Here is a 12,416-nt window from a genome sequence, read left to right as displayed (position 1 = left end):
CTCCTCAATGCAGGTTGGGCTGCGCGCCCATGCCTTTTTCGTCGATCACCGCCCCCATGCCGAACCGGTCGAGCCGATAGGCCCGCGCCACCTCATGGGGCTCGTCGCGCGCCAGCAGATGCGCAAAACAAAGTCCGGACGCAGGCGTGGCCTTGAACCCGCCGTAACACCAGCCCGCATTCAGGTAGAGCCCCGCCACGGAGGTCCGATCAATGATCGGGCTGCCATCCATGGACATGTCCATGATGCCCCCCCACTGTCGCAGCAGCCTGACGCGCCCGATACGGGGCATCAGCGCCATGCCGCTTTCCAGCACGTCTTCCACAACAGGCAGATTTCCGCGCTGGGCATAAGAATTGTACCCGTCGATATCCCCGCCAAAAACAAGGCCGCCCTTGTCGGACTGGCTGACGTAAAAATGCCCGGCCCCGAACGTTACGACACAGTCGACGAAAGGCTTCAGCCCCTCGCTCACGAAGGCCTGAAGCACATGGCTTTCAATCGGCAGCCGCAACCCGGCCATCGCCGCCACCCGGGACGAATTTCCCGCACAGGCCAGACCGACCTTCCGCGCCCCCACAAATCCCCGCGTCGTCTCCAGCCCCAGAACCCGCCCGTCATGAACCCGGATGCCCGTAACTTCGCAGTTCTCGATGATATCGACCCCCAGCCGGTCGGCAGCCCGTGCATACCCCCACGCAACAGCATCATGCCGGACCGTCCCGCCACGCCGCTGCAAAAGACCGCCCTGAATGGGAAAGCGTGCATTCCCGAAGTCCAGAAACGGCAGTCTGGCCCGCACGGCCTCCCGGTCCAGAAGTTCGGCATCCACCCCGTTGAGGCGCATGGCATTGCCCCGCCGGATGGCAGCATTGCGCTGTGCATCGTTATGCAGAAGGTTGAGAACGCCGCGCTGGCTGACCATCGCGTTGTAATTGAGATCCTGTTCCAGCCCTTCCCAGAGCTTCATGGACTGTTCGTAAAACGGAATATTCCCGGAAAGAAGATAATTGGACCGAACGATCGTCGTGTTGCGCCCGACATTTCCGCCCCCAATCCACCCCTTTTCCACAACGGCAATTCTGGTCAGCCCATAACGCCGCGCGAGATAATACGCCGTCGCCAGTCCGTGCCCGCCGCCGCCCACGATGACAATGTCATAGGTTTTTTGCGGAGCCGCCTTGCGCCATGCCGGTTTCCAGCCGCTATGGCCACGGAGCGTTTCGCGCAAAAGGGAGAAAACTGAATAGCGCTCGCCGGACATCTGCACCTTGCTCCAGGGAATAGGGACAGCATAGGGTGAGCATTCCGGACGGTAATATAATTTTTCCTTATGGTATGCCCGTGGCGCCCAGTCTCCCGCCTTTCGACGTCAATGCCCTGAGCGTCTTCCTCGCTGTCTGCGACAAGGGCAGCATGGCAGCAGCCGCGCGCAGTCTGGGGATCACGCAACCCGCCGTCTCGCAAACCATCGCGGATTTCGAAAGCCGGGTTGGCGTGACCCTGTTCGATCGCAGCGTCCGTCCCCTTGCCCTCACCGCCGCCGGAACGGTCCTGCGCCAGTACGCCGGAAATCTCATTTCTGAAATGCATCAGATTTCATGGCGCATGCGCGAAATGCAGAAAGGACGCGTCTCGCATCTCCGGATCGGAATTGTCGACTCCCTGTCCCGCGCCATTCTGAAGGACTTCTCAGCCTTCATGCAGGAGCGGGTGGAACATCTCGTCGTGCTTGCCGGCCTGACGGAGTCCCATGCCGCCGCCCTCCTGACCCGTCAGATCGACTTCATCATTGGCGTCGATGACCTTGAAGACGTTCCCGGCCTGGAACGCTGGCCCCTGTTCGAAGAGCCCTACGTCCTCGTCACCCCCAGCGGAACACCCCCACCCGAAAGCCGCGACAGTCTGGAAACGCTCCTGACAAACGCGCCCTTCGCGCGTTTTTCCCTCCGCTCCAGATCCGGTGCCGAAATCGAACGTTTTTTACGCCGCCTGCGCATTGATGTGGCCCTGGGACAGGAATTCGATCTCCCCTCCGGCGTTCTGGCTGCCTGCCGCAATGGTAGCGTCGCCATCTCCACGCCGCTATGCCTGAACGAAGCGGGCTACGACCAAACAGAAGGACTGTCCGTTCACCCTCTGCCTGTCGGAGGCTTCCACAGACGTCTGACGCTCGTGTCGCGTCGGCGGGAATTCGGACGCCTGCCGCTCGAAATGGCCGAAATGCTGCGCCACGCCCTGCTGACGAAAACGGAGCCCGCCCTCAGAAACCTCTTCACGAATATCTACAGGACCTGAGGCTTTTCTCTCTTCACGCGGAGAGATTTTTCCCCTGCGTTTCAGGCGCCCAGATCCCGCAGATCACCGCGCCTGCGAACAAAAGAACGGCAATCGCCTCCAGAGTGGCCGACAGACCATAAGCCGCGATCGCTGCCGGAAAGAGCGCGGTGCTGACTGTCGCGACAAGACGGCTGCTGGACACCATCAGGCTGACCCCCGTCGCCCGCAGATCCGTCGGGAAAACCTCCGGCGGATAGACATAGGTCAGGCAATCCGCCGCCGTGAGAATGAAGCCAAAAGCCGTCAGAAGCGTGAGCGTGATGAAAGGCGGCGGATCAAACAGGCTGATGAGAAAAAGACAGCTCCCCTGAAGGATAAAACTGCCCATCATCAGCGAACGGCGCCTGAAACGGTCAACGATCCATAATCCGATGACGGACCCGCTCACAAGCAGCGCGTCATAGAACAGCCCGCTTCTGAAAGGATCATGCAGCCCCGCCCTGCGCAGGACATCCGGAAGAAAAGCACTCAGGACCAGATAGGGCACATTGTGCAGGACATAGAAAACTGTCGCGCCAAGACTGTGCCGTCCCTGAACTCCGGAGAATAGCAAGACCATGCGCCGCATGACGCCCGTCCTGCCGGAAACGGAGTCTCCAGAACCCAGGGCAGGAAGATCCACGGCACCGAAGTGCCGGTCTGCGATCTTCCGGGCCTCCCCAGAGCGGCGTTGGGATACAAGCCACAGAATGGATTCCGGCATCCCGTAGCGCAGAACCGCAGCACAAAGCGCAGGGACGGCCGCGCTGATGAAAATCATTTTCCACGTCCCCTGCGGCCATGCGAAATGCAGGACATATCCAATGGCGTAAGCGGACGTATATCCCCCAACCCACGCCACGCTCAGCCAGCTCATCAGCCTGCCGCGGGATGCCGAGGGGAGGAACTCGCTCACATACAGCTTGCCCGCCACGTAATCCAAACCCAGCAGACACCCGATAATGAATCGCAGGACAAGCAGGCTGGCCAGATCTGAGACAAGCGCATGAAGAAGCGCGAGCACGAAAAAAGCCATCATATCGAATGCAAAAGGAATCATGCGCCCGATCCTGTCGAGAACCGGACTGGCCAGCAGGCTCCCGACCAGAAGCCCGGCCAGAGGCGCGGATGCAACCAGACCGGTCTGATGCGGACCGAGATGTAATTCCGAAGTCAGACTGGGGAGGGCAGGGCTGATGGAGCCCAGAACATAACCATCCGTAAAAATGCCGCATGCCCCGGCGATCAGGACCCTGAAATGGAATTTCTGAACCGACAGTTCATCAAACAGCATTACATTATCCCGGTCAGTGGCTATCATTTCAGTTTCACATCGAATGCACTGCCCTGTCACTGCTATTTCGGGTCACGCCCTCAGGAAATACGGAGTTCCTCATGAATGAAGCCCCAGCCAGCCGCGTCGTCATGATTTCCGGCGCCAATCGCGGCATTGGAAAAATTCTCTCCGAACAGTTGCGGCAGGCAGGCTGGCGTGTCAGCGCCGGAGTGCGCGATATTGCTTCCCTGCCGCCCGGTCCCGGCCTTTTCGTGCATGAATTCGATGCGAAACGGCATCAGGAAAAAGACTGGGTCGACGCAACACTAGCCCATTATGGCCGGATCGACGCGCTGATCGCGAATGCCGGCATCATGATCCCTGCGTCGATTGTCGATATCAGCGACGATGACATGGACACGATGCTGACGGTAAACCTGCGCTCGCCGATCCGGCTCGTGCAGGCGGCATGGCCGTTTCTCAAGGCCTGCAAAAGGGGACGTGTCATCATTCTGGCTTCCCTGTCCGGAAAACGCGTCAAATCGGCGCTTTCCGGCCCCTATGCCATCACCAAACATGCGGCTGTTGCCCTCGCACACAGCATCAAGAAAACAGGCTGGGCAGACGGAATCCGGGCAACAGCTGTCTGCCCCGGCTTTGTCGCTACCGATATGGCCCGGAGCATCACGTCCAAAGACGATGCCGAGATGACGCAGCCGGACGATATCGCGCGCATGATCCTCGCTGTTCTGGATCTGCCGAACACCGCCAATGTTGCCGAACTGTCAATCAGCTGTTCGGAAGAAGACCTCTACTGAACACGGCCGCGCAGCGTCATGTCCAGTGCCATCCGGACAGGTTCCACAGATTGGAACGGACATTGACGTTGCTCTCATACCCCGCAAGAGTATCCTTGATGCCTTCGATATTATTGATCTGATAAAAAGGCAGCATCGGCAGATCGTTCCGCAGGATCTGCTGGATCCGCCGATAGCAGCGGATGCGGGCCGTGCGGTCGAATGTTCTGTTCCCTTCCTGGAACAGTCTGTCCACCTCCGGATTGGCGTACTGGAACACATTCTGGCCGCGGCCGCCTTTTGCGGGAGACGCCGTGGACATGAAGAAGCTGGAAGCATCCGGATCGGACCCGGTCATGTAGTCCACGGACACAAGCGCACTGTCAAATTCGGAATGGACCCAGTAACGCCCCCACATTACAGCTGCCGGACGGTCTTCGATCCGCATGATGATGCCGATATCAGACAGATACTGCTGTATGATTTCCTGTGCCTGCGTGCGCAGGGCATTGCTTGACGTGGTCGCATTCGTGAATTCCAGCCGAAGCCCGTTACGCGACCGGACCCCGTCCCGGTTTTTGCGCCATCCCGCGCGTTCAAGCTTTTCCGCCGCGGCATCCGGGTCAAACCGGTGCGGGGGCAGGTCGGGGTCAAAGAAGGGAGATTCGGCGGGAAGAAAAGATTCCGTCGGGATCTCGATGCCCTGAAAAAGGGTCTTGAGCATGGTCTCCTTGTCGATGGCCTCATAGATCGCCTGACGGACCGCCAGATCCTGAAAACAGGGCCGCCCCATGTTGAAAGCGAGCCCCTCCACAAAAGGCTGGGGGGCCTGAATGATGGTCCGGTTCTGAAGGGTACGGGCCTGTGGATAGCGGTCCGGAAGAATGCCCTGCATCCCGAGATAGTCGATCTCGCCGGTTTCAAACTGCGTGAACATCACCGTCAGGTCGGGAATATAGCGGATGATCGCATCCTCGATCTCCGCTTTGGGGAGATGGTAATGCGGGTTGGCCTTCAGGCGTATCTCTTCGGACGGAATCCGCTCCCCCCACCGAAACGGCCCCGAACCGACAGGCGCGCGCGAAAACGCGGACACATCCGTTTTACCCTTCAGCAGATGCGAGGGCACGATCATCGCGCTTGCAAGCACGGCATGGAACGGCGCGTAGGGTTCACGCATATGCCAGCTCAGCTCAAGAGGTCCGGTCTGCTCGACATGGTCGATCAGGTCGAAGCCGCTTCGGGTATAGGCCGGGAAGGCGGGGTCCCGAAGGGTCTGGAGCGTGAACAGCACGTCGCCTGCCGTAACAGGCTGCCCGTCGTGCCAGAGCGCATCGCCCCTCAGCCGGATGCGCCAGCTCCTGCCATCCGGGGAAATGTCCCCGTTTTCAAGAGACGGAATGACCGTCACCAGATCCGGGATGAACGCGCCTTTGGCATTGATCCGCCAGAGCGGGCTGAACAGGTTCATCAGAACCCCGTCATCCACTTCAATATGCGGCAGAAGCGGATGAAAAACGGTCGGCTCCTGGGACAGCCCGACAATGACCTGCCTCTGGCTGGACGGCGCATCTCCCCCCGCCGCAACCGGGACATCGGCGGCCACGGCCTGTCGCGGAGCCAGTGCCGCACGCGTCAGGTGACCCAGAAACCCGGCCCCAAGGGTCAGGCTCTGGCGGCGGGAAAGCTGAAAAGAGCCTGCCATCCCTCAGAAACCGCCGATCAGCCGGATGGGCGTGCCGTCCGTAAAGCGGGAGAGGCGGAACGGCGTGGGGTCCACCACAGGCGTCGCCCCCGTCACCAGATCGGCAGTGAGCTGCCCGGCCCCCGGACCGATGCCGAACCCGTGTCCCGAATACCCGGTGGAAATGGTCAGTCCGGGCACTGAAGACAGCGTATCAATGACAGGCACGGCATCGGGAACCACATCAATCAGGCCGCCCCAGTGCTGCAGGACCGGAATATGCCCGACCGAAGGAAAGAACGCCTCCAGCTTCGCCACCATGGAGCGCGTCAGCTTGACGTTGGGACGCGGATCGAGGGTCCGGGTTTTCTCGAAAGCCGTCGGCATGTCGAGGTCCCACCGTGTCGGCGTCAGGAGTTCGGTCAGGAAGCGGTTGTCGAGACGGGGCGAGACAGCCTTGCGCTCGGCGCGGAAGGCCGGAAGATATTGCAGCCCGAGCCTGAACATGTCCGGCACGATCGGCACGCTCAGCCCGACGCTGGGGGCAATATTATAGCCCCCGTCATCGCGCTTGCGGTAGGCCACGGAGCCCAGATAGGCCGAAACATCCGGAAGCCCCTGAACGGGCGCCGTCCGGCAGACCGAGGACAGGACCTTCATCTGCGGCAGGGACACGCCCAGATTGCCGCAGAAAAGCCGGGACCACGCGCCGCCGGCCACGACCACTTGGCTCGTGCGGATATAGCCCAGCTCCGTCACCACACCGCAGATGCGCCCACCCTCCTTGTCGATGCCGCGCACCGCGCAGTTCTGCACGATGCCCGCCCCCATCTCGCGTGCCGCCAGCGCAATGAGCGGGGCCGCGCGCTGCGGCTCGGCCCTGCCATCCGTGGGATTGTAAAGCGCAGACCTGAACGTCCCGACCAGACCGGGAAGGATGGTGCTGATCTCCCGCCCGCTCACCACACGGCTGCCAATCTGATAGGGCTGTGCGTCAGCGACGAATTTCTCGTGCCGCGCCTGATCCGCCGCCGTCTTCGCAACCGACAGCACACCACAGGCGGTAAATCCCGTGTCGATCTTTTTGTCGGAAAACTCCTTCCACAGCCGGAAGCTCTCCATCATCAGCGGCAGCTCGCGCGGATCGCGCCCATTGCGGCGCACCCATCCCCAGTTGCGGCTGGACTGCTCCCCGCCGACATGCCCCTTCTCGCACAGGACCACCGAAACGCCCCGTCTGGCGAGCGCATAGGCCGTGCTGACACCCACGATCCCGCCGCCAACAATGACGACATCCGCGCTCTCGGGAGGAAGCTGATCGGTGACGATGGCTTTGACTTCAGGTCCCATAACACTTGTCCTTTGCTGTCATGAACATTCAAACACCGCCCAGATGCAGCTCTGTCCGAAGACAGGCCGACTGATGCGCCGGGCCGACCTCGCTGAGGTCCGGCTGCCTGCTGAGACATTCGGACGTCATGTGAGCGCAGAGCGACGCAAAAACGCACCCCTCCGCCGCCCGTGAAACCTGTGAGGGCGCGGGCTCCGGCGGCAGCGGAGCACCATGCCGGGGGGCCGCCGCGAGAAGCTGCGCCGTATAGGGATGGCGCGGACGGCGGAAGAGATCCGCCGTTCTGGCCACTTCCACCAGCACGCCGCGATACATCACGCCCACCCGGTCGGAGACCACGCCCACAACCGCCAGATCATGCCCGATGAACAGGATGGAAAGCCCCAGCCGGTCCCGCAGGTCCACGAACAGATTGACCACCTGCGCCTGAACACAGACGTCCAGGGCAGACACGGCCTCATCGGCCACCAGAAGCTCCGGCTGCATCAAAAGCGCGCGCGCAATGCTCAGCCGCTGCCTCTGTCCGCCCGAAAACATGGCAGGCGTGCGGTTCAGGATATCGGGCGACATCCCCACGAGCGCGAGCGTCTCGAGAATTTCCTGATCGTTGTCGATCCCGCGCAGCGCCAGTGGCGTCCTGAGAATGCGGCCGATCGTCTGTCGGGGATTCAGCGATGCCGAAGGGTCCTGAAAGATAAGCTGCATCTTGCGCCGCACAGCCCGCAGACGCGCCTGCGAATAGGCCGTGATATCCGTCCCCGACAGCACAACCTGCCCCGATGTCGCCTCCAGAAGACGCATGGCCATGCGCCCCACGGTCGTCTTCCCCGACCCCGACTCCCCCACAAGCCCCAGGATTTCGCCGCGCCCTACATCGAACGAGACATTCCTGACCGCATGCGTCTCCTTCACCGCGCCGAACAGACCCTTCCGCTGGACATAGGTTTTCGAAAGCCCGCGGACACTCAGAACAGCCGTGGTCATGGTGCAAGCTCCTTCCAGCGGGCACAGCGAACGGTATGGTTGGCCTCTCCGGGTCCTGCGATGGAAACAAGCGGCGGCATGGCAGCCAGACAGACCCCCTCCCGCACATCGTCGCAGCGGCTGGCAAAGCGGCAGGCCGTTCCCCTCTGCCCCGGCGAGGGCACCTGCCCACGCGGCGCTTCGAGATGGCCATATCCCCCCATGACCGCCTCAAGCCGTGGCGCGGCAGACAGCAGCGCCCGGCTGTAGGGCATGGCGGGTCGCCGAAAAAACACCTCCGCCGGAGCATCCTCCACCACCTGACCGGCATAGAGAACGATCACCCGATCGGCGATGGCGGATGCGACGGCCAGATTATGCGTGATGAACACCATGGCCATCCCCGTCTGGTCGCGCAGTCCCTTCAGAAGGCGTAGAACCTGCGCCTGTACCGTGACATCGAGCGCGGTCGTGGGCTCGTCCGCAAACAGCAGATCAGGCTCCGCCGCAATGGCCAGAGCGATCATGACACGCTGCCGCATCCCGCCGGAAAGCCGCTGGGGCAACAGCGTCAGACAGCCTTCCGGATCGACAATCCCGACCTGCTCCAGAAGGGCGATCGCCCGTGCGCGCAGGGCCGGCCCTTTCAGGGGCGTATGAGTCTTCAGAACCTCCCGGATCTGGCCGCCGATCGTCTGAAGAGGGTCCAGACTGGACAGGGGATCCTGAAAGATCATGGAAATCCGCCGTCCCCGCAAAGCCCGCATCTGGCGGGCCGGAAGACCGACAAGTTCGGTGTCCCCCCCGCCCCCCTGCGTGCCCGCCAGACAGGCCGAACCCCGGATGTCCGCATTCTCCAGCAGCCCCATGACCGCCAGGGAGCCAACACTTTTCCCCGACCCGCTCTCGCCAACAAGCGCCACGATCTCACCATGCCCGATCTCGAACGACAGATCGTCCACGATATCCGGGCCGCCGAAACTGACGGTGAGGTTACGAACGCTCAGGAGGGGAGAGGTCGTCTTCCGGGTCATGAGCCGCGCCTCGCTGGATCAATCGCATCCCGCAGCGCATCTCCCAGCAGATTGAACATGACAACCGTCAGAACAATCACCGCACCAGGGATGATGGCAAGCCAGGGATCGGATTCCAGATATTCCTGGGCATTGTTCAGCAGGTTTCCCCAGCTCGCATCAGGCGGCTGGATGCCGTATCCCAGATAACTCACATAGGATTCCAGCAGGATGGCCCGGGCGATGTTGAGCGTCGCGCTGACGATGATGGCCGGAAGGATGTTGGGAAGGATTTCGCGGAACAGAACCTGAGCGTCTCCCGCCCCCATGGCGACCACGGCCGTCACATAATCCTGCTGCCGCACGATACGGGTCTGGGCCTGCGCGACGCGGGCAACTTCCATCCAGCTGACCAGCGTGATGATCCCGATGATCGTCCCGATCCCCGGATGCAGGACGGCCGCAAGCGTCAGCAGCAGAAACACCACCGGAAAACACAAAACGGCGTCAATCACGGTCGTGATCAGGAAGCGCGACAGACCGGCATGATACCCGGCAACGATCCCCACCGTCGTACCGATCAGGGTGCTGATCGCGGTCGAAACCAGCCCGACCAGAAGCGAAACCCGCCCCCCCATCAGAACCCGGCTCAGAACATCCCGCCCTATTTCATCCGTCCCAAGAAGATGCCCGTCGCCCAGCGGCGGGAGGAAACGATGATAGAGATCGACATGCAGCTCCCCGAAAGGCAGAAGCCACGGGCCAATCGCGCACAGCACGATAATGGCAGGCACATAGAACGCAGGCACCATTCCGCGCGGATGGGACAGCAGGCGTCGCAGAACCGAAGGAAGCCGCATCGTCATGCCCTCAGTCTCGGATCGGCGGCATGATGCACCAGTTCCGCCAGCGTGCTGCTGAGCAGAACAAGAATGGCGCTGAACATCAGAACACCCATGACAACAGGATAGTCGCGGTACTGAAGACTATCGAGGAACAGACGCCCGATACCCGGCCAGCTGAACACCGTCTCCGTGACAAGCGCGCCGCTGAGCAGCGTCGGCAGATAGATCCCCGCCACCGGAATCATGGGCAGAAGCGCGCCCCGCAACAGGCGGTGCACGATGATGCGACCGGAAGACAGACCCAGGGCGCGTGCCGTCCGGATCTGGTCCTGCTTCAGGATTTCTCCGGCGAACGTGCGCATGTAACGGCTCCAGACGGGCACGGAAACCAGCCCGAGCGTCAGGGCCGGAAGCGCAAGATGCCTGAGATATCCGACCACAGACCGATCCCCCGGACTGCTGACATTCCCCGTCGGAAACCAGTGCAGGCGCACGGAAAAAACATAGATGAACACCAGCCCGAGCCAGAAGGTCGGAAGCGAGAACAGCACGATGGACACAACGGACGTCACATCGTCCAGAACCCGCCCGGACCGCAAAGCCCCCAGCAGCCCCATGCCCACCCCGAGCGTGAACGAGATCATCAGCGCCGCCAGCCCGAGTTCCACGGTCGCGGCCAGATGCGAGACAATGATGCCCAGAACCGGAGCCTGATCCCGGAAAGAGCGCCCCCAGTCGCCCGTCATGATACCGTACAGCCAGTGCAGGTACTGCCGCCACAAAGGCTGGTCGAGCCCCATGCCATGCGCGATCTGCGCAAGCCGCTCCGCCGTCATGCCGGGCGCGAGCGTGAACTGTGAGAGGGGATCACCCGGCGCGAGATGCAGCAGAACGAACCCTGCTATCGAGACCAGAAGCAGCAGCAGGAGTTTCAACCCGCCCAGCCGCAGGACATACAGGATGTTGCCACTACCCATGAAGCGTCACGGGAGCGCTGGAGGACGCGGCCGGAGCGGAAAAACGGCTGAACGCAAAGGCGGAAATATCCACTGCAGACACCTCGCCCTGAACAAGGGCGGCCATGATCTTTCCGGTGAGGGGCCCCAGACAGAACCCGTGCCCGGAAAATCCCCGCGCCATGACCAGCCCTTCCACGCCCGGAACATGGTCCAGAACCGGCAGCGCATCCGGGGTCTGATCGACAAGACCGCACCAGTACGCGTCAATCTCCGCCTCCAGAACCGCGGGAACGACATCTCCGAAGCTCTGAAGGGTTTCAAGCAGGCTGCCGACAGTCGAGGCAACGACCGGCCTGCCACGCTCTTCGCGCATCAGGCCGTCCCAGACTTTGATCCCGCTCGTAAAGCGGAACGCCCCATCCAGCTGCTGCCGCCCGGCACAGGCCGCATCGGAATTGCAGGCACTCGCAACGGACAGAACCTGCGAGAGCAGGGGCGGGAGGGGCCGTGTCCGCACAACCGTCACGTTCCTCACATCGACCGGAATAGCACAGCCGAACGGCGCCAGAAGGTCGTTGCCGCCAATGCCCGTCGCCAGTACGACACCGCCCGTCGGAATACTTCGCGAGGCCGTGCGCACGCCACACATGCGGCCGTTCCGCGTCTCCAAAGACAGCACAGCCTCACCAAAAAGGGTCTCAACGCCCAGCTGCCGGGCCGCGCTGACATAGGCATTCACCGTGGCGTCCGGGTCCGCATGTCCGTCCGTCGGGCACCATGTCGCACCGGCAATCGCGGGAGACAGGGCGGGGGCGATATCGCGAACGGCCTGTGCGTCCGAAAGAACCTCAACAAACAGGCCCGCCGCCTGACCCTCCTTCGCAATGACCTGCAAGGCAGGCAGATCTTCGGGGGTCAGACCAATCCTGAGATTACCCTTCTGGGTATAGCCGGTGGACGCTTCAAGCGCCTCATCCAGCCCCTGCCAGATTTTCACCGCTTCCATGGCCAGCGGCAGTTCGGCAGGATGACGCCCCGACTGCCGGACCCCGGCCAGCGTCCATCCGCTGGCCATGGAGGCCGGTCCATACTGATCCACAAGGGTGACGGACCGACCTGCTTTCGCAAGTTCCCAGGCCGTGGCCGCGCCACTGATTCCACATCCGATGACAACAACATCCGGCATTCGGCTTCTCCCGCCTGGTAAAG

The 12,416-nt window shown here is 62.0% G+C and carries 11 protein-coding genes; 2 read left to right on the top strand and 9 right to left on the bottom strand.

What is annotated here, in order from left to right; genetic code table 11:
• Positions 1-4: 4 nt before the first annotated feature.
• Positions 5-1,264, bottom strand: a complete 1,260-nt coding sequence (locus HK22_RS06145; RefSeq protein WP_086648693.1) for a sarcosine oxidase subunit beta family protein — start codon at positions 1,262-1,264, stop codon at positions 5-7.
• A gap of 80 nt (positions 1,265-1,344) precedes the next feature.
• Between HK22_RS06145 and HK22_RS06140 the strand changes: the two genes are divergently transcribed.
• A complete protein-coding gene (locus HK22_RS06140; protein WP_233142449.1) occupies positions 1,345-2,298 on the top strand; it encodes a LysR family transcriptional regulator in 954 nt (317 codons plus the stop codon).
• Positions 2,299-2,311: 13 nt separating this feature from the next.
• Here HK22_RS06140 and HK22_RS06135 read toward each other — a convergent pair whose 3' ends face one another.
• Entirely contained in the window at positions 2,312-3,613 is a 1,302-nt protein-coding gene (locus tag HK22_RS06135; protein ID WP_158093544.1) for an MFS transporter, read from the bottom strand.
• Between the two features lie 101 nt (positions 3,614-3,714).
• Between HK22_RS06135 and HK22_RS06130 the strand changes: the two genes are divergently transcribed.
• Entirely contained in the window at positions 3,715-4,413 is a 699-nt protein-coding gene (locus tag HK22_RS06130) for an SDR family NAD(P)-dependent oxidoreductase (protein WP_086648690.1), read from the top strand.
• A 16-nt stretch (positions 4,414-4,429) separates the two neighbouring features.
• On the opposite strand, the gene HK22_RS06125 is transcribed toward HK22_RS06130, so the two are convergent.
• From HK22_RS06125 to HK22_RS06095, 7 genes are read right to left on the bottom strand one after another with little or no spacing between them, the layout of a single operon-like run.
• Complete coding sequence (locus HK22_RS06125; RefSeq protein ID WP_086648689.1) at positions 4,430-6,097, bottom strand: peptide ABC transporter substrate-binding protein; 1,668 nt, start codon at positions 6,095-6,097, stop codon at positions 4,430-4,432.
• Positions 6,098-6,100: 3 nt separating this feature from the next.
• Complete coding sequence (locus HK22_RS06120) at positions 6,101-7,426, bottom strand: FAD-binding oxidoreductase (protein WP_086648688.1); 1,326 nt, start codon at positions 7,424-7,426, stop codon at positions 6,101-6,103.
• Positions 7,427-7,454: 28 nt separating this feature from the next.
• Entirely contained in the window at positions 7,455-8,411 is a 957-nt protein-coding gene (locus tag HK22_RS06115) for an oligopeptide/dipeptide ABC transporter ATP-binding protein (protein WP_086648687.1), read from the bottom strand.
• Positions 8,408-9,424: an ABC transporter ATP-binding protein gene (locus HK22_RS06110; protein ID WP_086648686.1), complete on the bottom strand. Its 1,017-nt coding sequence runs from the start codon at positions 9,422-9,424 to the stop codon at positions 8,408-8,410. Before HK22_RS06110 ends, HK22_RS06115 begins: the two co-directional genes overlap by 4 nt.
• Positions 9,421-10,269: an ABC transporter permease gene (locus HK22_RS06105; protein ID WP_082780137.1), complete on the bottom strand. Its 849-nt coding sequence runs from the start codon at positions 10,267-10,269 to the stop codon at positions 9,421-9,423. Before HK22_RS06105 ends, HK22_RS06110 begins: the two co-directional genes overlap by 4 nt.
• On the bottom strand, positions 10,266-11,225 hold the full coding sequence (locus HK22_RS06100) for an ABC transporter permease (RefSeq protein ID WP_077802071.1): 960 nt from the start codon (positions 11,223-11,225) through the stop codon (positions 10,266-10,268). Before HK22_RS06100 ends, HK22_RS06105 begins: the two co-directional genes overlap by 4 nt.
• Complete coding sequence (locus tag HK22_RS06095; protein WP_086648685.1) at positions 11,218-12,393, bottom strand: FAD-binding oxidoreductase; 1,176 nt, start codon at positions 12,391-12,393, stop codon at positions 11,218-11,220. Before HK22_RS06095 ends, HK22_RS06100 begins: the two co-directional genes overlap by 8 nt.
• Positions 12,394-12,416: the final 23 nt, after the last annotated feature.

It is taken from the genome of Gluconobacter sp. DsW_056 (assembly GCF_002153595.1).
In the GTDB taxonomy this organism is placed as follows: domain Bacteria; phylum Pseudomonadota; class Alphaproteobacteria; order Acetobacterales; family Acetobacteraceae; genus Gluconobacter; species Gluconobacter albidus.
The sequence above is the reverse complement of the archived record's forward strand: the minus strand, read 5'-3'. Positions and strand labels throughout refer to the sequence as shown.

Bases quoted from the DNA above. Each gene is read 5' to 3' on its own strand.
- HK22_RS06145 (WP_086648693.1), bottom strand. From the start codon at position 1,264: ATGTCCGGCGAGCGCTATTCAGTTTTCTCCCTTTTGCGCGAAACGCTC.
- HK22_RS06135 (WP_158093544.1), bottom strand. From the start codon at position 3,613: ATGCTGTTTGATGAACTGTCGGTTCAGAAATTCCATTTCAGGGTCCTG.
- HK22_RS06130 (WP_086648690.1), top strand. From the start codon at position 3,715: ATGAATGAAGCCCCAGCCAGCCGCGTCGTCATGATTTCCGGCGCCAAT.
- HK22_RS06125 (WP_086648689.1), bottom strand. From the start codon at position 6,097: ATGGCAGGCTCTTTTCAGCTTTCCCGCCGCCAGAGCCTGACCCTTGGG.
- HK22_RS06120 (WP_086648688.1), bottom strand. From the start codon at position 7,426: ATGGGACCTGAAGTCAAAGCCATCGTCACCGATCAGCTTCCTCCCGAG.
- HK22_RS06115 (WP_086648687.1), bottom strand. From the start codon at position 8,411: ATGACCACGGCTGTTCTGAGTGTCCGCGGGCTTTCGAAAACCTATGTC.
- HK22_RS06110 (WP_086648686.1), bottom strand. From the start codon at position 9,424: ATGACCCGGAAGACGACCTCTCCCCTCCTGAGCGTTCGTAACCTCACC.
- HK22_RS06105 (WP_082780137.1), bottom strand. From the start codon at position 10,269: ATGACGATGCGGCTTCCTTCGGTTCTGCGACGCCTGCTGTCCCATCCG.
- HK22_RS06100 (WP_077802071.1), bottom strand. From the start codon at position 11,225: ATGGGTAGTGGCAACATCCTGTATGTCCTGCGGCTGGGCGGGTTGAAA.
- HK22_RS06095 (WP_086648685.1), bottom strand. From the start codon at position 12,393: ATGCCGGATGTTGTTGTCATCGGATGTGGAATCAGTGGCGCGGCCACG.